This window comes from Saprospiraceae bacterium (assembly GCA_016710235.1).
In the GTDB taxonomy this organism is placed as follows: Bacteria; Bacteroidota; Bacteroidia; order Chitinophagales; family Saprospiraceae; genus Vicinibacter.
The window spans coordinates 153,668-176,261 of sequence record JADJLG010000001.1 but is presented as its reverse complement, the minus strand read 5'-3'; the positions used below and the strand labels follow the sequence as shown (position 1 = coordinate 176,261).

Here is a 22,594-nt window from a genome sequence, read left to right as displayed (position 1 = left end):
TTTTGATTATCGGAAAAAACAAAGCGGGGCCGATTGAGTATCAACCCCGCTTTCCTAATCCCCGTGGAAAAACGAATCAATTAATTATTCTACTACAATCTTTTTGTTTGGTGCTGAACTTGGTGTTTTTTTAACCATAGTCAATTTCAGAATCCCATTTTCATAGTTGCCTGTAATATTTTCCTGATCTACAGATTCAGGCAGCTTGTAAGATCTTTTGAATTGCTCGTAACTAAATTCCTTTCTAGAATACTTTTTGTCAGCTTGCTCAGATTCTTTTTTCTTTTCACAGCTGATGGTCAGATAATTATTTTCGATTTCGATATTGAAGTCGGATTTATTTAATCCCGGAGCGGCTAATTCCAATTGGAAATTTGTTTCTGTTTCGTGGATATTTGCAGGAGGTAATCCTGTATTGAATAATTGTCCACCTGCGGTATCTACTGCCTGAAATATTTCATCAAGCATATTTCCAAACTGATTGAATGCCGGAAAAAATGAAGGATATTGATTTGTTTTCATGATTGAAAAAATTTTAATAATGCGTTAGTTTAAAGAATTTCGATTTTTTTGCTTTGTTTTTGCTTTTTGGGTACTACGATATGCAATACTCCATCAGCAAATTTGGCACTCACTGCTCCTTCTTCCACTTCTTCCAAAAACTGTATGCTTCTGGAAGCTGGCCCTTGCCTGAATTCCTGGTGTAACCATGTTTTGCTTTCAGTAGAGTTCGGCTTCGTTTTCACCGTAAGAATTTGGTTTGCAAAATCTACACTTACCTCTTCTTTGGTCAAACCTGGAACAGCCATTTCTAATTCGTACTTGTCTTCAGTTTCCTGAATGTTAATTTTTAGTCTTAATGACTGGGATTGATGATCGAATCTTTTTCCCTGGTGAGGTCCACATGATCTGTGAGAACATCTTGTGTGCATTGGATACATTGTTTTAGTCCACATTTTTTTTCTTTTTTATTTGTTACAATTGTTTTCTTCCCTAAAGAATCAATGCTTGTGCCAGTAAGCTCCAACAGCTATAATGTCTGATTTAAGTCGCGATAAATGCCAAAATGGCATATTAAACTCAAACAATATGTCATAATGACATGAATCAATTCAAATTCAGCTTTAGACTCGTAATTGATTTCAGCAGCAGACCCGCTTAAAATAAAAAAGCCCACTCATTGGAGCAGGCCTTTCCAGAAATATGGTCGTTCCTTATTTATTGGAGAAATATTTCATCCCCATTTGTAATAAATCATCTGTGATATTTCCATCACCATCCTGATCGAGAAGTTTGCTGAACACTCCTAAACCTGGCATTTGGGCGGTTTGCTGTTGTGTAGCATTGCCCAATACATTTTGGATATTGGTCTCATTGATTTGGTTGTTGGCTCTCATTTTACCTAACAGACCCATAACTACCGGTGCAAGGCTGACGAGTAAACTCATCATCTTTTGAGGCTCTATTCCTAGAATCTGGCTAGCTCCCTGAACCGTTTGGTCTTGTCTATTTCCTAAAATATGCCCTAATATTCCTGATCCATCTGTTGTTCTTGGATTTGCTGCCGGTTGCTGCCCATTGACCATACCGAAAATATCATTCAGTATGCTTCCATCATGATCACGGTCCAATGCTCCCAGGATGGATTGTACTCCTGCGGCTTGTCCGGCATTGTTGGACATACCTTGTAGTATGGTTTGAATTGCTGATTTTCCTGCCATAGCACCTTGCTGAGGAGAAGATATTCCGGCTTGTTGAGCGATTTGGATAAGTGTGTCTTCTGGTAGATGTTGAGAAATAAGATCTGTGATTTGCATTGTAAACTTAATTTGTATTAGATTAGACAATTATAACACACAACTGGACATTTTAATTCCTTCTTATTGATGATTCAAGTTAAAAAAGTTCGGCAATTGGGCTTGTGCAATCTCAGTCAGCATAAGTTTCCAGCTTTACATATATGCATATTATATATATTAAATATTTACTTTTGTCGGATGAAGGCAAAGCAAGAAGGCATTGAAGGGCTGTCTCAGGATAATTCAGCTTTCTGGGATGAATTGTGTGGGAGTAGTTTCGCTCATGAACTTGGCATCGTAGAAGTTAACAAAGAAAATTTAAAGAAATTTGATGAAGCATTTTTCAGATATTATCCTTACCTCAAGCCTTATTTGGGAGAGATTCAAAGTGACAATAAAATTATTCTCGAAATAGGTCTGGGTTATGGTACAGTTGGACAAGATCTGGCAACACATGCGAAATCTTACACAGGTGTAGATATTGCAAATGGTCCGGTTGCAATGATGAATTATAGGTTGGCTGATAATGGATTGCAAAACCATTGCCATGCTGAACAGGGAAATGCTCTAGATTTAAAATTTCCTGACCAACATTTTGATCAGATTGTAAGTATCGGTTGCTTGCATCATACGGGTAATCTTAAGCTCGCGTTAGAAGAAGTTCAAAGGGTGTGCAAGCCCGGCGGGCTTATTCTTTTCATGGTATACAACCGATATTCATTAAGAACTTTGGCGGCACCTTTGATTTATTTGTTTTGCAGAGTTTATATGTTATTTAATCGGAAATTCAAAGTTCCATCTGAATATGGTGCATTCAAGAGATGGCAGCGGGATTCGCGGATGGATGGCTCGCCTCCACCTGCAACGGAATTCATAACTTTAGATGAGATAGGAAATCTATTTTCTCAATGTGAAATATTGAAAAAAGAAATCAGAAATTTAGGCAAGTTCAAGATACCTGGAACATCCGTTAAACTACGACACTATTTGCTTGGCTGGTTTGATCGGATATTGGGTTTGGATATTTATGTGATTGCCAAAAAAAATTAAAACAACTAATGAAAAAAATACTTGCAGTAGTAGGGGCGAGACCACAGTTTATCAAACATGCTCCCATGGAATTTGCCTCTGAGGGAAGGTGTGAGATGATCACCATTCATACTGGTCAGCACTATGACTATAGGATGAGTCAGATTTTTTTTGATGAATTAGGAATGAGTAAACCCCGATACCAACTCGAAACCGGCGGTGGTATGCATGGTGAAATGACGGGGAAGATGTTGCAGGAGATAGAACCGATAATCATCTCGGAAAATCCGGATGCTGTATTGGTATATGGAGACACCAATTCTACACTGGCTGGAGCGTTGTGTGCAGCAAAACTTGAAATTCCTGTAGTTCATGTGGAAGCAGGGCTTAGATCATATAATCGTGCCATGCCCGAGGAGATCAACCGCGTACTCACTGATCATATTTCTTCATTACTGGTGGTGCCGACGAGCATAGCCATAGATAATTTGAAGCAGGAAGGTATAAGCACAAATATCATCAGAGCGGGTGACGTCATGTGCGACATGATCCGCATTTGCAAAGAAAGGAATATGTTGCAGGAAAAAGATGGAGGATATTATTATCTGACATTGCACAGACCTTATAATACTGATGATCCCGGAAGGTTGATTCAAATCGTAGAATTATTGGATTCTCTGGATAAACCTGTTCATTTTTTTGTGCACCCACGTACTCAAAAAAAATTGGGTGAGCTCGTAGATACTTCCAAATTCTCCAGGATTCAATTCAAAGATCCACTATCATACTTCGACAATATTGTTGAAATGGCAGCGAGCAGCAGAGTGATTACCGATAGCGGAGGAATTCAAAAAGAAGCATATATTTTAAAAAAACCCTGTGTCACAATTCGATCAGAAACGGAGTGGAAAGAAACCTTACAAGGAGCATGGAATCAATTGATCTGGGATGATCTAAATATTCTCAAAGAGGCATTGAGTGTAATTCCAAATCAATATCAGGAAGAATTGTATGGAGATGGGCATGCAGCAGATTATATTATAGATCAAATCGTGGAATTTTTGAATAAAAATAGAACTCGTTGAGACTACTTTTTATATATCACCAAAAACCCAGAAAGCAACGCAAAGCAATTTCGTCACATCTACTTGCATTCAAAAAAATGGATGATGCAGATATTTATTATTGGAATGTGGCTTATGGAATCCCTGACCTGGTCAGCAAATGCGAATTTAATGCTGTTCTTTTTCACTTTACATTTTTCCTACCAAATATTAATCAGGAATTTAGTGCCTCCTTCTATCAGTGGAAGAATCTGAAAAACTTAGATATTCCGAAATTTGCAATGATTCAAGATGAATATGTAAACACAAATTCTCTGTGCAAATTTTTGAAGGAGTTTGGAGTTGAACATGTATATACTTGTTTGCCTGAGGATTTGTGGCAAGTCGTGTATCCTTTCGAAAAAAGTGGCGTAACATCATTTACTCAGGTCTTGACAGGTTATATTGACGAGGAGATGTTCAGCATCTTTGGATCTGAAATTAGAGCACACAGATATCGCAGAGTGGATATCGCTTATCGAGCCAGAAAAATGCCATATAATTTGGGTATGCATGCAACATATAAATGGATGTTGACCCAAAAAATTCAAGAAGCTCATCCTGCATTAAAATTGGACCTTTCAAACGATCCCAATGATTTTATATTTGGGGAAGAATGGTATCATTTTGTAAAAAATACAAGAGTAATGCCGGGTTGTGAAGGTGGTACTTCAATGCTTGATCCGGATGGATCTATTCGTAGAAAGGTGAATAATTATATGCTCACCCATCCCAATGCAGAGTTCGGTGAAGTTGAATCTCAATGTTTTCCAGGCATGGATATGAAGTTTCCTTATTATGCACTTTCTCCAAGACACTTTGAAGCTGCAATTGCAAAAACCTGTCAGATATTAATTGAAGGTGATTATAATGGTGTTTTTGTCGCGCATCAGCATTACATTCCAATCAGGAAAGACTGGAGTAATTTGCAAGAAGTTCTTGAAAAATGTAAAGACATTGACTATTGTGAATCCATTGCTGAAAATGCCTACAGGGAAATTGCTTTGAATCCTTTGTACACATACAGCTCATTTGTCAATCAGGTAGGTGCAGCCGTTCGATCAAAAATTAAAAGTAGTGGAATACTATCGGGTCAGGCTAGCTCACATCTAAAAAAACTTCAGTATTACTCAGAGCATCCGTTTTGGATTGCTCCAAAAATGGTGATTCGTAATCAAAGTGTCGAATGGCTCAAACAAATCATCTTTATCTCAGGAATGGATAAGCATAAATGGTTCAGAAGACTGGAACTCAAATTATTTGGATCCAACTCCACGAGGTAATAGATCATTCTTATTCCTATTCAATTCAATACTAAGAGGTGTAGTAATATTATAAGTCCGATTCAATAATATGAAGTATAATATTCAGGTAAAATTGAATGGATCCTCTAAAGCTCTTTTCCTGGCTTCTTCTTCTGCCTCAATTCTTTTTTGTTCCAAAGTTTTATCAAATAAATCGGAAGAAAAATATGCCTGACTTCTTGTTCTGTCTTTACCTTGCCAGTCGAATTTTTGGTTTTCGTCGGCTTCTTTAAAATTGCGAAAAACAAATGCGGTCCACATTCCCACCAGACCTCCGAATAAATGACTTTCCCAGGAAACATTGGGTTGTGTGGGCAGCATTCCTGATAAATAACCACCGCCATACATGATCAGCACGATAGCCATCAATACTATTGATTTTGCATTTCGCCTGAATATTCCTGAAAAAAAAACAAATCCAATAAAACCATACACCAGTCCACTTGCGCCTATATGAATGCTATTGCGCGCAAACATAAAAACAGCAAATCCTGTCAAGGCCCATATCATTACAAAAACTGCCCATGATATACTTCTGTAAAAAAAGAAAATCATAGTCAATGTAACGAACAATGGTGCCAGGTTCGCAAATAAATGTCCCCAACTATTGTGAATAAAGGGTGAGGTAAATATTCCGTACCAGTGTGAAAGTTGTCTGGGATAAACTCCCCATTCATGCTTATTGATCAACCATAGGTTGCCCATGACATGCATCACAAAACAAAATAAGCAAACAGCAGCTGCAAAACTCAGACTGAGGTAGAGATTGTTTTTAGTTTGATGTAAATCGTTCATAAAAAGCGCCTGTAAACTGTCAGCACAAATTTATCAACTATATGCTCTTTGTCCGGACTGTCCCAATTGTATTTAGGGATGATGTCACTGCAAAGGAATTTTTTTGCTTCATCAAAATTATTACATTGGTTGAGTCGCTGAAGGGCGGCATCCATATCATTCTGGTCTCCTCTGAATAAATCATTCTTGACTACGATTTTCTCATTTAGTCCCATGCTCACTCGGATATCTTTGATCGGAGTTAAAGTCAATTTTTGAGATAAATCCGAGATATTCAGATGGTCGAACAATGAGGGGTATGTACTATAATTTTCTTCAACAGGATTGGGGATTTCGGGAATGTGAATTTGCGGTTCCGGGTTTGATTTGACCGATACTTCCTGCTGTTGACTTGCTTTCGATGGTGCAATGTCTTCAGATTTGACTTCAGGTACAACCACTATGGGTTGGGGCTTTTCTACCTTGGGTACAACTTCATCGCTGACCACTCTTGAAGCGTTCGGTACATGAGCCGGCAGTGCATCATCATCAACAGGCAGTGCATCCACGTGTTTTTTGATCCTTCTTATATAATCAAGTAACAAGTCTTTCTCTTCTTCTGTAAAGCTTTCGCCGTCAGCATAAAGATCCATCAACTGGTTCATCTTATTCATCCATTTGCGGATTGGGCCAAAATCTATCATATCATTGAATAAATTCTTTTTCTAACTTCAAAAATAATCAAAACGTTCACAGAAAATGCCTTTAATCGCTTGCGGCTGACCTTGAATTTCAAGCATCTGAGTAACTTTTGATACCTCATTTGTTTTATAAAATCACAATGAGGCTTGGATCTTCAGCATTTTTTTGGCTATCAGCTCTAAGAGCTCTAGAGCCAAATTTTATTTTTTCATGAAAAAGGTCAGGCAATTCATGTTTTATCAGCTTACCCCTCATTTACAGTTCTTGCTCTTAGTCACTTCCTGATATTAAGAATCAATATATATAATATTTTTAGATATTTGTGCTATGTTTTTAGAGCCCGGTTTTGGTAGCCAACGTTCTGGATGGATAGAAGTCATTTGTGGATCCATGTTCAGCGGTAAAACAGAGGAATTGATTCGTAGGCTGAAACGAGCGAGGATAGCCAATCAGAAAGTTGAAATCTTCAAACCGAGCAAAGATACCAGATATGATGACAGAAAAGTCGTATCACATGATGAAAACGCATTGCTCTCCCAACCGATAGAACATTCCAAAGATATCTTGCAGGTCTCAGAAGAAACCAAAGTGATCGGAATCGATGAAGCCCAGTTTTTTGACCTGGAACTTACGCAGATTTGTGAACAACTCGCTTTACAAGGCAAGCGTGTCATTGTAGCCGGACTTGATATGGATTATAGGGGCATCCCATTTGGTCCAATCCCTCATCTTCTGGCCACAGCCGAATACATTACCAAAGTACATGCGATCTGTCCTCATTGTGGAAATCTGGCCACACATTCCTATAGACTTTCTCAGGAAGGAGATCAGTTCCTTTTAGGAGAAAAAGATCTATATGAACCCCGTTGCCGAACTTGTTTCAGTATGGGTAATATTTTAATTTTTAAATGATAAAACCTCATGCCTGAATTACAAAAACGCGTCCATTCGGTATTGATATCTGTTTATGATAAGACCGGACTGGATGAATTGGTGCGACTCTTGACTGAAATGGGAATAGTTATCTATTCAACGGGGGGAACCCAATCTTATATAGAGGGACTTGGCTTGCCATGTGTAGCAGTGGAACAGGTGACCTCTTATCCTTCAATATTGGGAGGAAGGGTAAAGACATTGCATCCAAAAATATTTGGTGGGATTCTTGCTATGAGGAATGATGATCACCTCAGCCAGCTGGCACATTTTGAAATACCAATGATTGATATGGTGGTGGTTGATCTATATCCATTTGAAGAAACTACAAAGACAACAGATGACCACGATGCCATTATAGAAAAAATCGATATAGGAGGTATTTCTCTCATCAGAGCGGCAGCTAAAAATTATCGGGACGTGGTAGTCATTCCTTCCAAAGAGTATTATAAGGATTTGCATCAGATTGTTGCTTCTCAGGGATTGAGTAATATAAGTCATCGAAAAAAGCTGGCTGCAGCTGCTTTTCAGATTTCGAGTAAGTATGATAAGTTGATTTATCAGTATCTCAATGGAGGGACAAATCAAATGTCAGAACTTAGGTATGGAGAAAATCCGCACCAGAAGGCTTGGTTTAAAGGGGATATTAATGAGGTTTTGGAAGTCAAAGGTCAAAAAGAACTGTCATACAATAATCTCCTGGATATCGACGCAGCATTGCATATGATGAATGATTTTAAAGAGGAGCACTCTGCTTGTGTTGCCATTTTCAAACATAATAATAGTTGTGGCTTAGCATTGAGAGACAGCTTGTCAGAAGCCTGGAAAGCAGCCTTAGCCGGAGATCCTCAATCTGCATTTGGAGGTGTGATAATTTGCAATAGGGAAGTCGACAAAGAGACAGCACACGAGATCGACAAATTGTTTTACGAAGTTCTCATTGCACCGGGTTTTGAAGAAGGGGTAGAAAGTATGCTGCTGAACAGAAAAAACAGGGCTTTAGTCAAAATTAAATCCTGGGACTTAGCTCCTCTTATCAAAAAGAGCGCAGTGAATGGTGTTCTGATTCAAGAAGACAACCTGAAAAAACAAAAAAAAGAAGATAGCAGACTCGTCACTTCCAGGGCCATAACGGATGCAGAGTGGGAGGATTTGATCATAGCAGTAAACTGCGTGAAGCACCTCAAGTCGAATGCCATCGCACTTGTCAAGGATAAGCAATTGATAGGAATGGGTTGCGGTCAGACTTCCAGAGTGGACGCTTGTAAGCAGGCAATAGAAAAAGCAGTGAGAATGGGATTTGATCCCGCCGGTTCATGTATGGCAAGTGAGGCATTTTTTCCATTTCCGGATTGTGTGGAATTGGCACATGCAGCCAAAATTAAAGTGATCGCGCAACCGGGTGGTTCTATACAGGACCAAAAAAGTATTGATGCTGCTGAACTTTACGGTATCTCTATGGCTATGACCGGTATCAGAAACTTTAAACACTAAAAGGGGTGTATGTCTGTAACACTATTGGCAATAGATGTTGGGAATACAAGGATAAAATGTGCTCTTTTTGTGCAGGGTCAAATGATTGAGGACATAGCTTTTCTAAAAGATGATGCTGATGGGATTATACATTGGTTTGATAAGAGGCACTACAATGAAACAATTGTGAGTTCCGTTGCTGACTTCAGAGCTGAATGGAAAGATATAATAAGCAAAAAGGGGGAAATTTATTTTTTGAATCACGAACTCCGGATGCCCATACAGCTGGATTACAAAAGTCCTGAAACCCTGGGCAGAGATAGGATTTCTGCGTGCTGTGGAGCAATGCACCATTTTCCCCACAGAAACTGTTTGGTAGTAAATGCAGGCAGCTGCATTACTTTCGATTTGCTCGACAACACCGGGCACTTTAAAGGGGGGAATATTGCACCCGGAATGCAAATGAGATGGAAGGCGATGCATGAGTTTACTACAAAATTACCATTAGTTTCAGCACCTGATGGAGCAACGCCAACGATTCTGGGACAGAATACTGAAGGTGCTTTGCAGCAAGGAGTACTCTTTGGGATAAAAGCTGAAATCGAGTCTTATTTCCACGAACTATCCGCAAAATACAATGAGTTGATTTGCGTTCTATCAGGCGGGGATTCAAATTTTTTGGCCAAAACCATAAAAATAAAGACATTTGTGCGACCTTTTCTTGTGCTAGAAGGACTTTACGCCATCTGGCAGTGGAATCAGGGAAATTCTTTGGATAAGCATTGAAAAGAAGAAAGTAATCGATGGACGTGCTGCCCGGACGAATTTGTAAGTGCAGCCTGGTTTTGATTTGTGTAGAAAAGGTATAAATAGAAATTCATGAACAAATTTTTACAGACTAGCTGTTTATTGTTGCTCACCCTGACGATAGGAGCGCAAAATATTGAGTTTTCACCCCTATCAAAATATGGATGGGGCGATCTTCAAAACGTCAATAATGGGGTGATTCAACAAATGGGAGGCGCAAGTGCCGGATTTGTAGATTACAATACTTTCAATTTTGAAAATCCTGCTTCCCTCGGTTTTTTGCGCATGACCGACATAGAGGTAGGCTTGCGTGCAAAGTATAAAACTGTCAAAGACAATCAAAACCGCACGAGTAAAGATTGGTCAGGCAATCTGGATCATGTTGCCTTGGGTGTACCCTTAAGAAATTCAATCAATGAGATTCTCAATAAGAAACCATATAAAAATTATTACGGCATTGCTTTTGGGATGAAGCCATATGCCACTACAGGTTATAGTTTTATTACAGATGACTCGCTTGCCAATATAGGTGATATCCAGAGAAGGCTCGATGGTAGTGGCTCTTATAATCATGTGTTTGGAAGTTTTGGTTATCAAAGAAATAATATTGCTGCAGGGATCCAGATCGGGTACATTTTTGGGGTGCAACGATTTGAGCAAAGGTTACTGTTTTTGCAACAGTTTCCTGGAGCAGACAATTACCTGGATGACCAGGCATCTATGCGCGCATTGTCTGTAAAGCTAGGCAGTATTTACAGGTGGGTGCTCAATCAAGAAGCTATCAAGAAAGACAAATCGATCAAGCCCCAATCCGTCAATTTTGGCGCTCACGTAGGACTTCCAACCTATGCAAGATTCAAAAGTTCGAGTTTGCATACTACGATTTATGATGTACCAAACTACGAAGTAGATACAGTGTATTATACAGATGGACAAATAAGCAATTCCAATCTACCTTTTCAGATTTCATTAGGTGCGTATTACAATCACAAAGAGAAATCAGGATTTTCATTTGACTATAAATTTGAAAATTGGAAAAACAGCAAAACGCTTTTGCAGGGGAATGTGTCACTAGCGAATACCAATGCTGTTTCTTTGGGCTATTGGTATAGACCGGATATTTCAGGTTACGGCAAGTTTTTTGAACGGATCAATTATCGTGCTGGACTTCATTTCCAAAATGACTATCGGGAGATAAACGGTAAGAATCCAATAGCCTGGCATGCAACGCTTGGTTTCGGCGTCCCATTCGTGTTCCAACGTCAAATTTCTATGGTCAACCTTGGGTTTAGTTATGGTGAATTTAGTTGGACTGAGGCTCTCCGCCAAAATTATTTTGCAATTCATCTCGCATTCAGCGTTTTGGATAACGAGTGGTTTCTCAAAAGACGTTATGATTGACGAAAAGAAGAATTGTTCTTAGATTCGTAAAATCGAATAAAATCAGAGATATAAAATTAGGCTTGAGATTTTTTCTCACCGGCTTTGAATACTTCAACTTCTTGCAGCTCAACCGTTAAATCTGTGAACTGCCCTTCATACCTTGTTGCTCTTACGATGTGGTTGTCGATCCAATGATAATTTCCACCTCTGGGCTTGTTGAGCAACAGTGCGTGATATTTAAATCCATGTTTGTGCAGCCAGGCTTCAGTGATTTCTTTGTGAGCATCTGTGCGTGAAGTAAAAAATGTAATTCTATGGCCTTCATCATACCATTTATTTAGAATTTGAAGTGCATCAGGGTATGGGGCTACATGCACCATCCTTTCGGGTTCCTCATTAGGTACATCATCACAGATTGTGCCGTCAATGTCTACCAAAAAATTCTTGATGTGTTGTGGTAATAAAGGACTGAGTTTGTGTCCTTCCGCATCAAACGCATTTTGTAGTATCAAATCATTGGATGTAGGTATTGACATCGTTAATCTTTTAGATAATTGGAATTACTTATTTCGAAAATACAGAAGCAATTTTTTCGACTAGCTCCTCCGCAATTCTCGCCTGAGCTTCTTGTGTCGATGCACCGATATGTGGGCTGATACATACGTTTGGATGCTGGATGATTTCAGGATTGATATTTGGTTCATTCTGAAAAACATCCAAACCGGCGGCCCGGACTTTTCCAGAGTTTAAATTATTTATCAGTGCGGCCTCGTCTATATTTTCACCTCTTGATGTATTGATGATGATAACTCCCGATTTCATTTTTTCAAAAGCTTCCTCGTTCAGGATGGCTTGTCCTGAAAAAGGTGCATGCAATGAAATATAATCTGCTCTGGCCAGGCCTTCTCCAAATTCTATCATTTCCGGTTTGAAGACTATTTTATGAGAACCAATATTCATTTCAACTGAAGCTTGTTCGATAAAAGGATCAAAAACCAAAATGTTCATCTCAGAACCCAGAGCCATTTTTGCCAACTCTGAGCCTATCCGGCCAAATCCCAGAAGAAGTAAATTTTTTCCTTTGATTTCACGACATTCAGAAAGAGTTTTTTTTGTGGATTGAAAACTGGAGGGGTCATGGACTGATCTGATCGAGGAAGCTAAGCCTCTTGTACATGCTAATAAATGAACCATAGCCAACTCTGCAACCGATCTTGAGGAAGAAGCTGGAGTGTTGATGACTACAATATTTTTTAATCTGGCGTATTCTACGTCAATATTATCCATGCCGACTCCTCCTCTGGCGATAAATTTTAATTGCGGGCATGCATCGATCAATTCTTTTCTGACTTTTGTCGCACTGCGGACTATTATTCCATCGAATTGTTGCAATTCATTGAATAGATCCTCCTGAGCAATTTTTTGGGTAATAACTTCGAAGCCATGTTGACGCAACGCCTCAATTCCACTTTCTTCCATTCCGTCATTCACTAGAATTTTCATGCTTGATTTGATTTAATTAATTGGGAGAGGCACAAAGGTATTGAATAATGAGTAAATGGTGAAACCCGAGATTCTTATTCGTGATCGCGGATTTCAAATCGTGAGCCCGGAATTACAGTTGAATCTACGGATACAATGTCCGGTTTTTTGATCATCTCTTTGTAGTCGGGTTGACCTGCATCGACCCACGCACTCAACCACACGGATCCCAGGGAAATTATGGAAGCTCTCATTCTTTTTTCTACCTGATTGTCAATTTTGGTGTGATATGCTTTTGTATATTTTTCACAAGCTAATTTTGTGGTAACGCCTAATCTGTCTTCATAACAATATTGCTGATCTGCCGGAAAAGACACGCTTAGTTCTCTTTCTATTTTGAGGGTAGAATCCACATAATGGTGACTGGATTGTATCACCTCCCAAATATGTGAACGAATGTCAGGCAAATATTGGGCAGCGCCAATAATAAAGTCGAATTCTTTTTCTGCAAATAATTCAGGTACTCTGGATTCCCAAAAAGCATGGATGCCTACCTGATTGGTGAGTTGTCCATTGTAATTTTTTGTGGTGTGGAGCGGCACGTGAGCGTCTCCAATGTAATGCCCGATATCTGCTGAGTATCTTAGTACCAAATCAAGATTTTTGTTTTGCCACGCTGCAACAAGATTTCTATACACCCTTTCAAAATTATAAGGCAATATTCCATGATTACTGAATTTGTCATCGATCCATATGCTTTGTGCATTTGCAAGTTGAGGAAAGATTGTGCTGTCACCTAGAGTGATATCAACCAACCATTGATTCTGATCATATTCTTTAATGGCAGTTTGATTGACCCATCTCGAAAGTCGGAATGAATTTACCGAGGATTTAAATACTGTAGTGTTTAATTGTAAGTTTTGAGTGTAAACGTATTCTTTTTCAGAAATTTGATTTGTATCAAATATTAATATGGTGTCTTTTGCTCTTATATAATAAAATGCGGCATTCCTGCAGATTGCATCACCAAGGTTCCTTGGCAGATTTTGGCCAGCATCCACACCCCAATGGTCTAGATCTATGTAGTGACGGATTGCTTCACCTCTTACCGCATATCTTCTTTTGTCAGGATCGACTGCATGTTCGACGATGTAATCCAAATGAGATTTGTAAAAAGGTCTCAGTTCATCAGGCAATGTGAATATTGCATTTTTATTGATGAGTCTGTGCCCGTAAAATCCCCAGGCTTCATCGCGAAACGTAAATGAATAAGAAATTAATACCAGTATACCTATACCTATAAGAGTGCGCATGTCTCTATAGTTTATTTCATAAAATCAGATTTCTTACTTAATAATGTGGGCATTTGTTGGACTTGAGCCAACAACAAATCACCGTCCTGACGCAACACATAAAATCTAAAGAGTTTATCGCTATGCACAAATTCAGGACTGATGTCAATTTTGCTCTCAATGTCGGGATTGATCGGAAAAATTTTCACCCAATACGTTTGATTGTGAATATCAGCATAGCTGAAAGTACTGTAAGGTGTCATTTGTTCTATTTTGGATTTGAGAACATTCCCATTTTCAAATGCCTCACATTTCATTTCTTGTAGGGAGTTGACTAATCTAAGTAGAATTTTTTGATCAAAATTGGTAATTGGTGCTTCCTGACCATCAAATGCAAACCATTGTTTATTTTTTTTCTGAAAATGAATAGACAATATACGGCCCTTTCATCATTCGTAACTCCTCCAATGTAATAAGTTTTTGCCGGAACATCTCCTCCGGTATATATTTCAACTTTGGTTCCGATGGTAGCCATCTCTTTCATGATACTTGTATACGCTGATTTGGGTGGAATAGAAGCCATCCGAATATTCTTGATAGTATTGATCAGGTTGTCGATTTGATTCTTTCCTACTTTATATTTATTATTTACATACCATCCGTCTGATTTTTTCTCAAGCAGATTAGGTTCAGTTCCTCTCTTTGCTATGAAGACTTTGGTGATTTCATCGATGTTGCTCACCGCGAAATTTCTGTCCGAACTATCTACACTGCTTTTTGTATTCTTTTTCGTTATGAGAAAATAACTTGCCAAGCCCAAAAGAACGAAGAGTATGCTGAGTAAAAGGATGGAATACTTTTTCATTCTATGGATTGGTTTGAGAGTTAAATGAAGCATATTTTCGTTTTCGATAAAGAAAATTGATGATTCCCAATAGGATCAACACGAGTAAGGGTAATCCTATATTCAGAGATTGCCAAAATAATTTGTCCTCTTCGATTTTGACTTTGTCCAAAAGTCGCAACTTGATTTGTTTTGTCCTTGCAGCCATAATATTTTCATCATTCGTAAGATACTCTATGGCATTGGAAATAAAATCTTTGTTACCAACGTAGCTTGTCTTTTCATATTTGTTATAACCCAGAGGTGCGAATTTTCCGGTTTCTTTATCATATAAATTTTTTATAAGATCACCATCACTTGCTATGATCATTTTGGTAGGTGAACTCTGAGATTTAAATTCCTGACCAATTGCTTTCATTCCTGAAAGCATAGATTCTTCTACTCTGTTTTCATAATTGGAAGAGAAAACACCTTCTAACAGATAGGCCAATGGTAGGTGTTTTTTGTCAAACTTGGAAGGATCGGGTTTGTATCTGAGAATGTCAAAACCCACTCTCATAGGTGACAATTGATATCTGCTGTACTCTGAAGATTCCAGTAGTGCAGTTTTTTGTATTGCATTAGCAGTCCTTATGGTGTCGATGCTGGAAGGAAATTCGAACATGATCCTATCGAGATTTCTCACAATCGGGTGATCAGATCTTGGCGACACCAAAGGAAAATAATACCAGGGAAATAATTCTATCTGAGGTTTGCCACCTTGTTGGCCAATCACTTGTGGGATTTTGCTGCACTCCAAGTCTAGCACAAGGTTAGGTTCTATCCTTACTCCATATTTATACAAGATATCGCTTAGATTTACGTCTAGGGGCTGAGGAATAAATTCTGCAGTATTATTCATGCTGTCCAGACTCATTGCCATACCATCGACCAACCATAGTATCTTGCCCCCATTCATGAGATACTGATCTAATTTGAATTTATCCTTTTCCGAAAATGGTGTTTGTGGCCTTGCTATGATGATTCCGTCTATTTCTTTCCTGATAAATCCTGCACTGTCCAGATTTATTCTGCCAAAATTATAAAAAGGATTTAGTACGGATTGTATGGACATTGTTTGTTCGTCGCTTAACTCGCCATGACCATCAACAAACACGACATTTTTCTTTTCATTGGACAATAATTTTTGAATTGCATTTGCAAACTTGTATTCCAGCTGGCTGATGGAATTGTTGAGATTGGTTTCCTGGTCATATCCCGGAATATTTTCTAGGAGATTTACAGCTATTCGTCTTTCGCCATAATTGAATACCGCATACGGGTAAATCAATTGCTCTTTGTTTTCAGTCCCTGATTTAATCATGAGATTGATTGGAAGCAGGCCTCCTTTTTTTAGTTCTTCACGAGTCTTATTGATTTCTTCTATAGAGCCTTCATTTGGATTTTCAAAACCAAACGAGATATATGCATTTTCACTTCTGAATTGATTAAGTAATTCTTTGGTTGAGTTTTGCAATCGTTTAAATCCCGCAGGGAAGTCACCTTCCAGAAGTACCCTGGCATAAATGACATCAGGCACTTTATGCAGCATTTTTTTTGTAGGTGAGGTAAGCCGGAATCTTTTTTCTTCTGTAAGGTCAATATTCGAATAAAAATATGCAGAGATAATATTGATAAACACCAGTATCCCCAACACTAAAAGAATCTGAACTGGCCTTTGCATTTCTGAAAAAATTTTCTTCATGATCAGAACTTTCTGCTTTTGAGTTGTTGAATGGTCATCCAAAGAAAAAATCCAATGAATGTTAAAAAATATATCAATTCTCTGGTGTCAACTACTCCTCTTGACATTTTGGTATAATGGTCCTCCAATCCAATCTGTTGTATGATATCATCTGTTTTTCCAAAAAAAATCGGCAATTTAGATAACATAAAAAAAGCATAGAAAAACAGATAACTCAGAAATATGGAGAATAAAAATGAAACGATCTGGTTTTTTGTAAGAGAGCTACTGAATAGTCCAATTGAGACAAACGCACCGGCAAGAAACAATAAACCGATGTAAGAACCTAAAACTGAGCCCGTATCAATATTGCCAACAGGGGAACCCAATCTATAAATGGATATATAATAGATCAGTGTAGGCACTAATGCAATGATTACTAAAGTAACACATGCAAAAAATTTGCCTAAAACAATATCCGTTTCTGTAAATGGTTTGGTGATTAAAATTTCGATAGTTCCCTGTGACATTTCTTCTGAAAGCGAACGCATCGTTATAGCCGGTATAAGAAACAGAAAGATGATGGGTGCTAAATAAAAAAGTTGATCTAAGGATGCAAAATTGTATTCCAGAAGACTGCTGTCAGGGAAGACCCACATCATCAGTCCGAGAATGATGATGAAAAGTCCAATCACCAGATAGCCGATCAGAGAGCTAAAAAATCCTCTTATTTCTTTAAAAAATATTTCTTTCATCTCAACTGATTATGCAGAATATTTTTGTTGACCTGTCAAAGTTGTAAAAATTTCTTCCACACTATGTTTTTCTTTCACCAATTCTCTAATAGTGGTGCCTTGATCGATGGCAAACTGAAAAATTTTATCTGCAACTGCATCAGGATCTTTTACCTGAAGTTCAAATCGATTAAGTCCGTTATTTTTTAAAGCAAATACTCCCGGTAGTTTTTTCAAGGTTGATTCTGAAACCGGGGAGCTGAATTCTATATTCATCAAAGAATGTCCAAACGACGTTTCCTGAAGTGATGCTATGGATTGGTCAGCAGCGATCATACCTTTATTGATGATTACAACACGATCGCAGAGTGCTTGAACTTCTTGCATTATGTGTGTCGAAAAAATCAGTGATTTCTCTTTGCCTATCTCGCGTATCAGTTTTCGAATGTCAATCAGCTGGTTGGGATCCAAGCCACTGGTAGGTTCATCCAAAATCAGCACTTGTGGATCATGGAGAAGAGCTTGTGCCAAACCGATTCTCTGCCTATATCCTTTAGAAAGTGCACCAATGCTTTTATTCATTTCAGGGCTAAGTCCTGTCATTCCAATGAGCTCACTTGCCCGTTTCATCGGTTTTTGAATGCCATACATTCTTGCCATACCTGTGAGGTATTCGACGACGAACATATCTTTGTATAAGGGATTGTGTTCCGGCAGATACCCGATTTGGCGTTTTACTTCTATCGGTTGGTTGAGAATTGAGTAGCCGCAGACTTCAGCTGTTCCTGAACTGGGTTTGAGGTAGCAAGTAAGCATTTTCATCGTGGTCGTCTTTCCTGCGCCATTTGGTCCAAGGAAACCCACAATCTCTCCTTTGGCTACCTGAAAACTGACCTCATTGACAGCGATTTGCGATCCGAATAATTTGGTAAGTCGATCTATTTTTACAGACATGGGGCGAAAATATGAACATATAACGAATCATTTCTCTGATCGTTGTCACGATTGCCGAAGTCTGTCGATAAGTTGATTGTAAGTCCAGGCGTTTGTTAATCTGAAATTGCCGATCTGGGTTCGGACCAAAGAACTGAGATAGGCTCCATTCTCTAACCTTTTGCCGAATTCGTGTGCAATGGATCTGATGTAAGTCCCTTTGGTGCAGTGGATTCTGAATCGGATTTCAGGGAATGCGTTGCAATCAATATCGAAATCATGGATATGCATCGGTCTTGGAGGTAAGTCACTGATCTGATCTTTTCTGGCATAGTGGTATGCTCGTTTACCGTCTATTTTTATAGCCGAATGGACCGGAGGTGAGATCATTTGAAGACCCATGAAACTGTCTCGTGTTCTAAATAGCGCTTCGGTTTTTAGTTCAGAAATGGAAAAGTTTTGGTCAATCTCCGTTTCCATATCGTAGCTGGGTCTTGAAGCCCCCAGTGCAAAGCTGCCTTCATAGATTTTGTCTGCTCCTTGGTATTGTTGGATTTGCTTGGTCATTTTGCCTGTGCAAAGAATGAGCAATCCACTGGCCAGTGGATCTAGGGTCCCTGCATGTCCGATTTTGATTTTACTTTGAAATCGTGTAGAAAGAGCTTTCCGCACTCCGGCAACGACCTGAAATGAAGTAAACCCCAGAGGTTTGTCAATCAGAATAACAAAGCCTTCTTCTGGCAAAGAGTCGGGAAGATTTTGCTCGTTAAGAAACAATGCTTTAAGCTTGATGGGTGTAGTAATATATGAGAAATGAAATACTTACAATGGTGCAATAAACTGCAAAATGCAACAATCGAACTTTACTGACAAGACTCACCATCCATTTACATGCAAAAATTCCACTAATAAACGCGGCTACAGAACCTGCCAGTAAAGCTGTAATATTTAGTCCATTTAGACTTGGCATTCCAAACAATAGATCTTTAGCAACTTTCCCGAAAATTAAGGGAACAACCATTAAAAAGGAAAATCTTGCTGCCTCAGCTCTTGATACATTCAACAGCAAGCTCGTTGCAATGGTACTTCCGGATCGGGAAATGCCCGGAGTGATGGCAATAGCTTGAGCCACTCCTATGATGAAAGCTTTGGTATAGCTTAGTGGTCCATCAGATTTTTTAGCAAAATGCACTGCTGACAGAAGTGCTGCTGTGACCAGTAGCATCAACGCTACAAAGACGTATTTCCCTTCAAAAAGAACATCAATAGCATCTTCAAAAAAGAATCCAACAAATGCAGCAGGGATCATTGATATCACAATTTTATAAATATATGCTCTGGATTCGGCTCCTCCGGATCGGTCAAAGAGTCCTGCAATGAGTTTGGCTATTTCTTTGCGGAATACTACACAAGTCGAACAAGCTGTAGCAATATGAAGGATAACGGTTACCATCAAATTATCCCCACCTTCAAAATGGGATCCCAGAAAGTACTTGCTCAATTCTAAATGGCCGCTACTACTAACCGGTAAAAATTCGGTCAATCCTTGGACGACTCCCAGAATAATCATCTGGACAATATCACTCATCTTTTGACTTTACCGAAAGAATTGCATAAATCTGTACGATCAAACCTGCCAAAATGAATATCGGTGCTAAGACAGTACGTCTGGCGCTATAGATGATCGACTCATCCCACACATCTGGTGAAGGCATCCAGCCTCCTGACATGAGGATCATTCCTAAGGCGATTAAACCTAAACCGATAAAAACATACATAAACTGTTTTTTCCCATAGGTCATGACAGGATGTGTATGCACATTTGGACTGAATGAACTTTCGTGTTTCCAATCCGCCGGTTTGTTTCCGGAGACAGGCTGGGAAGGCGTGTTTGCTTTCTTGGATTTTGATTGGGACATAATGAATGATTATGTTTGAATGAATTTTAGAATATGCAGTTTTACAAAAAAACTATGAATGACAGGACCCGCAAGCAGTAAGACGAATAGAGTTATAAAAAAATTGTTTAACTCAAAAAGTTCACTGAACCACTTGAAAGTTGTAGTAAGTACAAGTAAAATGAGCCCAATGCAACCAATGGCGATCAAAGCACTTGCCAGCCCAAAAATAAGTGATCTTTTCCGGTAGGGTGACAAAATTGTTTCTCTCTGTGCACCCATGTTCACCAGTGCTGTGATAACCTGCGAACGATCCTTGACGTATACTCCACTGAGATACCACATGATCAATCCACAAATCAATCCAAATAAGATAAAAGAGAGAAATCCAATTCGACTCAATTTTCCCAGGAGCTCGCCACTGCTGGCAGGAAGGCTGTCAGAAGGAGAGATATTGGTCCACCATGTAGAATGACCAAAATGCTCATTGATATCTTTTTTGATTTTTGCGGAAGCTTCCGGCGATACAGATTGATACAAAAGCAAATCCAGGAAAGGATTTTCTCCTGCTTCGATAAGTTCCGGTGGCAACTCTGCTGACATCTCCCGAAGCGCTTTCTCTTTGCCCACAAACTGAATACTGCCGGAGCTTACGTCAGATCGGGCTTGAAGCCAAGACTGCAGCAACTTTAAACTATCAGCAGGATAATTCCTCGACAATTCAATGATGTCGGGAGATTTTCCAGACAGGCGACTATTGATTTGAGAGGTCTGAAGCCAAAACAAAAGGCTGATTCCTACGAGGAATAAGACCATAGCCAAGGTGAGTACATAGGAAAAGTACCCTGAATTTTGCTCTGTATTGACTTTGGACATAAGGCCCAAAGGTAAAGATATTGTTCTTTTTTATATATGAAAAAACAACATTTAAAGATGCATTTTCTTTTGAAATCTACACCAATTGCATGAGGGGTCAAATATTGTACTAGAATACACGCTTCAAATTATACGTTAGTTTGAAGAGGTGATGATGTCAAAAGTCCAGGCTGATGCTTTCTCAGTAAAAAGAGGCTTGGTTTTAGACCAGGTGCTGCGAAACAAGTCCGACTGCCTGTATTTTTCCAGAGCCTCGGCGTTCTGCCATGTGCTCCATGTACATAGGCAAAGTGGTTCGTCCGCATCAGCCAGCAAATCCAATTCTATACAGCCTTCAAATGCTAAAATATGCGATTTTGTTTCTTCAAAAAGGGTACGGAACAAGTGGATGCTTTCCACAGAAAATTTCATCCTGACGAGTCTTCTTATCATGAGCCCTGTTGTACAGTGATCGAAATGTGAGAGATGTGCGAAATGTCATCAGAATGTCTCATTTTTTCAGGGAGTAAAAAACAGAGGTATCCCGAATCATTAAAAAAATATTTACTGTTCAAATCGCTTTTGCTTTTGAATTCTGAAGGACCGGCCATAATGGACTCTTTCTGAGGAATAAATATTTCAATTTGCTTGTCAATAAAATGCTTGAAAAAGAAGTCCCGATGTAGATTGGTCCAGGCATGATAAAATTTATCAATAAAAAAAATTCTGCAACTGAATCTTTCCTGTGCAAACAAAGGTTTGAGAGCTAGTTTAACCTCTCGTTCATCTGCCTGTGGAAATTCAGATCCAACGCCCCATTCGTTTCTTTCAATAGCATGGATGGCACGTGTTACAGAATCCGTGAACATATTGCTGTCTTCACTTAGCTTGAGAATAAAATCCGGTTTTTGATCACCTGAGATCAAATCCAAAAGTCCGCTATCCTGACAAATAATATAATGTGACAAAAACTTACCCATTAAGATGGCCGGCTCTCGGTTTGCATCTTCCAACCAGATGATATGGCAGCTGCCTTCCGGAAAATTGGTAAATACGTTTTGAAAAATATAAGCTGCTTGCATCAAGTCGCCATCATTCAAGTTGTGATAAATATCTTCCTGAATGGCAGTAGGGAGCGATTTCAAAATCCTGGCTTTCCAAATGGCCAATTGAATATTTTGATTACCCAGATTGCTGGTCCAGGTAATGATTGTCGGTTGATGGCCGGATTGAGTCATTTTTTAATTGAAAATAATTTGCCAAATTACGGTGTTACATGCCAAATCCAGTCAATCCGGTCTTCGTTTTTTTTGCAAAAAAGGCGATGCAGCAGTGCCTATGGTAAATTTATCTCCATGAAGGATTAAAATGCGTTGATATATTGATCCGTCAATTCTAAGCATGGTTTTTGGAAGCGAAGCTGTTGATAGGAGAAGAGTGAGATTTGAAGAAATGAAAAATATTGCCGATGATTTGAAAAAAAATCCATTGAACTTTGGGAGGCTGTAGAATTCGCCATACCTTAA

General features: G+C 38.9%; 26 protein-coding genes. 7 read left to right on the top strand and 19 right to left on the bottom strand.

Going from position 1 to position 22,594, the window contains the following annotated elements; all coding sequences use genetic code 11:
* Positions 1-84: 84 nt before the first annotated feature.
* The 3 genes from IPI99_00770 to IPI99_00760 form a co-directional block, all read right to left on the bottom strand.
* Entirely contained in the window at positions 85-468 is a 384-nt protein-coding gene (locus IPI99_00770; protein MBK7339038.1) for an Hsp20/alpha crystallin family protein, read from the bottom strand.
* A gap of 83 nt (positions 469-551) precedes the next feature.
* Entirely contained in the window at positions 552-956 is a 405-nt protein-coding gene (locus IPI99_00765) for an Hsp20/alpha crystallin family protein (GenBank protein MBK7339037.1), read from the bottom strand.
* A 258-nt stretch (positions 957-1,214) separates the two neighbouring features.
* The gene (locus tag IPI99_00760; GenBank protein MBK7339036.1) at positions 1,215-1,817 is read right to left on the bottom strand and encodes a DUF937 domain-containing protein; all 603 of its coding nucleotides are present in this window, start codon (positions 1,815-1,817) and stop codon (positions 1,215-1,217) included.
* Positions 1,818-1,997: 180 nt separating this feature from the next.
* Here IPI99_00760 and IPI99_00755 point away from each other — a divergent pair, with 180 nt between their 5' ends.
* Genes IPI99_00755 through IPI99_00745 form a run of 3 tightly spaced genes read left to right on the top strand, consistent with a single transcriptional unit; the run spans position 1,998 to position 5,214 of the window.
* Complete coding sequence (locus IPI99_00755; protein MBK7339035.1) at positions 1,998-2,849, top strand: class I SAM-dependent methyltransferase; 852 nt, start codon at positions 1,998-2,000, stop codon at positions 2,847-2,849.
* A gap of 8 nt (positions 2,850-2,857) precedes the next feature.
* Positions 2,858-3,913 (top strand): UDP-N-acetylglucosamine 2-epimerase (non-hydrolyzing), encoded by a 1,056-nt coding sequence (gene wecB, locus IPI99_00750; GenBank protein ID MBK7339034.1) that lies wholly within the window; start codon positions 2,858-2,860, stop codon positions 3,911-3,913.
* A complete protein-coding gene (locus IPI99_00745) occupies positions 3,910-5,214 on the top strand; it encodes a hypothetical protein (protein ID MBK7339033.1) in 1,305 nt (434 codons plus the stop codon). The genes wecB and IPI99_00745 overlap by 4 nt, the downstream gene beginning before the upstream one ends.
* Positions 5,215-5,298: 84 nt before the next feature.
* Here the strand turns inward: IPI99_00745 and IPI99_00740 are convergent, their stop codons facing one another.
* Positions 5,299-6,030 carry a rhomboid family intramembrane serine protease gene (locus IPI99_00740; GenBank protein ID MBK7339032.1) on the bottom strand — a complete coding sequence of 244 codons (732 nt, stop codon included), beginning with the start codon at positions 6,028-6,030 and terminating at the stop codon, positions 5,299-5,301.
* On the bottom strand, positions 6,027-6,683 hold the full coding sequence (locus IPI99_00735) for a hypothetical protein (GenBank protein ID MBK7339031.1): 657 nt from the start codon (positions 6,681-6,683) through the stop codon (positions 6,027-6,029). The genes IPI99_00740 and IPI99_00735 overlap by 4 nt, the downstream gene beginning before the upstream one ends.
* Before the next feature lie 355 nt (positions 6,684-7,038).
* Here IPI99_00735 and IPI99_00730 point away from each other — a divergent pair, with 355 nt between their 5' ends.
* From IPI99_00730 to IPI99_00715, 4 genes are all read left to right on the top strand, one after another.
* A complete protein-coding gene (locus tag IPI99_00730) occupies positions 7,039-7,623 on the top strand; it encodes a thymidine kinase (protein MBK7339030.1) in 585 nt (194 codons plus the stop codon).
* A 9-nt stretch (positions 7,624-7,632) separates the two neighbouring features.
* The gene (gene purH, locus IPI99_00725) at positions 7,633-9,138 is read left to right on the top strand and encodes a bifunctional phosphoribosylaminoimidazolecarboxamide formyltransferase/IMP cyclohydrolase (protein ID MBK7339029.1); all 1,506 of its coding nucleotides are present in this window, start codon (positions 7,633-7,635) and stop codon (positions 9,136-9,138) included.
* 9 nt (positions 9,139-9,147) lie between these two features.
* Complete coding sequence (locus IPI99_00720) at positions 9,148-9,903, top strand: type III pantothenate kinase (GenBank protein ID MBK7339028.1); 756 nt, start codon at positions 9,148-9,150, stop codon at positions 9,901-9,903.
* Positions 9,904-9,996: 93 nt separating this feature from the next.
* On the top strand, positions 9,997-11,325 hold the full coding sequence (locus tag IPI99_00715) for a hypothetical protein (protein MBK7339027.1): 1,329 nt from the start codon (positions 9,997-9,999) through the stop codon (positions 11,323-11,325).
* Between the two features lie 56 nt (positions 11,326-11,381).
* Here IPI99_00715 and IPI99_00710 read toward each other — a convergent pair whose 3' ends face one another.
* The 14 genes from IPI99_00710 to IPI99_00645 all read right to left on the bottom strand — a co-directional run bounded on the left by IPI99_00710 (position 11,382) and on the right by IPI99_00645 (position 22,306).
* On the bottom strand, positions 11,382-11,843 hold the full coding sequence (locus tag IPI99_00710) for a phosphoheptose isomerase (GenBank protein MBK7339026.1): 462 nt from the start codon (positions 11,841-11,843) through the stop codon (positions 11,382-11,384).
* A 28-nt stretch (positions 11,844-11,871) separates the two neighbouring features.
* Positions 11,872-12,810 carry a 3-phosphoglycerate dehydrogenase gene (locus IPI99_00705; protein ID MBK7339025.1) on the bottom strand — a complete coding sequence of 313 codons (939 nt, stop codon included), beginning with the start codon at positions 12,808-12,810 and terminating at the stop codon, positions 11,872-11,874.
* A gap of 74 nt (positions 12,811-12,884) precedes the next feature.
* On the bottom strand, positions 12,885-14,102 hold the full coding sequence (locus IPI99_00700; GenBank protein ID MBK7339024.1) for a hypothetical protein: 1,218 nt from the start codon (positions 14,100-14,102) through the stop codon (positions 12,885-12,887).
* Positions 14,103-14,113: 11 nt separating this feature from the next.
* Entirely contained in the window at positions 14,114-14,398 is a 285-nt protein-coding gene (locus tag IPI99_00695; GenBank protein ID MBK7339023.1) for a hypothetical protein, read from the bottom strand.
* A gap of 17 nt (positions 14,399-14,415) precedes the next feature.
* A complete protein-coding gene (locus IPI99_00690) occupies positions 14,416-14,946 on the bottom strand; it encodes a hypothetical protein (protein ID MBK7339022.1) in 531 nt (176 codons plus the stop codon).
* A gap of 1 nt (position 14,947) precedes the next feature.
* A complete protein-coding gene (gene gldG, locus IPI99_00685) occupies positions 14,948-16,669 on the bottom strand; it encodes a gliding motility-associated ABC transporter substrate-binding protein GldG (GenBank protein MBK7339021.1) in 1,722 nt (573 codons plus the stop codon).
* A 2-nt stretch (positions 16,670-16,671) separates the two neighbouring features.
* Positions 16,672-17,403 carry a gliding motility-associated ABC transporter permease subunit GldF gene (gldF, locus tag IPI99_00680; GenBank protein MBK7339020.1) on the bottom strand — a complete coding sequence of 244 codons (732 nt, stop codon included), beginning with the start codon at positions 17,401-17,403 and terminating at the stop codon, positions 16,672-16,674.
* A gap of 9 nt (positions 17,404-17,412) precedes the next feature.
* Positions 17,413-18,336: an ATP-binding cassette domain-containing protein gene (locus tag IPI99_00675; protein MBK7339019.1), complete on the bottom strand. Its 924-nt coding sequence runs from the start codon at positions 18,334-18,336 to the stop codon at positions 17,413-17,415.
* Between the two features lie 45 nt (positions 18,337-18,381).
* Entirely contained in the window at positions 18,382-19,092 is a 711-nt protein-coding gene (gene truB, locus IPI99_00670; GenBank protein ID MBK7339018.1) for a tRNA pseudouridine(55) synthase TruB, read from the bottom strand.
* A gap of 4 nt (positions 19,093-19,096) precedes the next feature.
* Complete coding sequence (locus tag IPI99_00665; GenBank protein MBK7339017.1) at positions 19,097-19,903, bottom strand: undecaprenyl-diphosphate phosphatase; 807 nt, start codon at positions 19,901-19,903, stop codon at positions 19,097-19,099.
* Complete coding sequence (locus tag IPI99_00660) at positions 19,896-20,117, bottom strand: DUF3098 domain-containing protein (protein MBK7339016.1); 222 nt, start codon at positions 20,115-20,117, stop codon at positions 19,896-19,898. The genes IPI99_00665 and IPI99_00660 overlap by 8 nt, the downstream gene beginning before the upstream one ends.
* Positions 20,118-20,243: 126 nt before the next feature.
* Positions 20,244-21,089 carry a hypothetical protein gene (locus tag IPI99_00655; GenBank protein ID MBK7339015.1) on the bottom strand — a complete coding sequence of 282 codons (846 nt, stop codon included), beginning with the start codon at positions 21,087-21,089 and terminating at the stop codon, positions 20,244-20,246.
* Between the two features lie 135 nt (positions 21,090-21,224).
* Positions 21,225-21,521 carry an antibiotic biosynthesis monooxygenase gene (locus tag IPI99_00650; protein ID MBK7339014.1) on the bottom strand — a complete coding sequence of 99 codons (297 nt, stop codon included), beginning with the start codon at positions 21,519-21,521 and terminating at the stop codon, positions 21,225-21,227.
* Positions 21,518-22,306 carry an SAM-dependent chlorinase/fluorinase gene (locus IPI99_00645; GenBank protein MBK7339013.1) on the bottom strand — a complete coding sequence of 263 codons (789 nt, stop codon included), beginning with the start codon at positions 22,304-22,306 and terminating at the stop codon, positions 21,518-21,520. The genes IPI99_00650 and IPI99_00645 overlap by 4 nt, the downstream gene beginning before the upstream one ends.
* Positions 22,307-22,594: the final 288 nt, after the last annotated feature.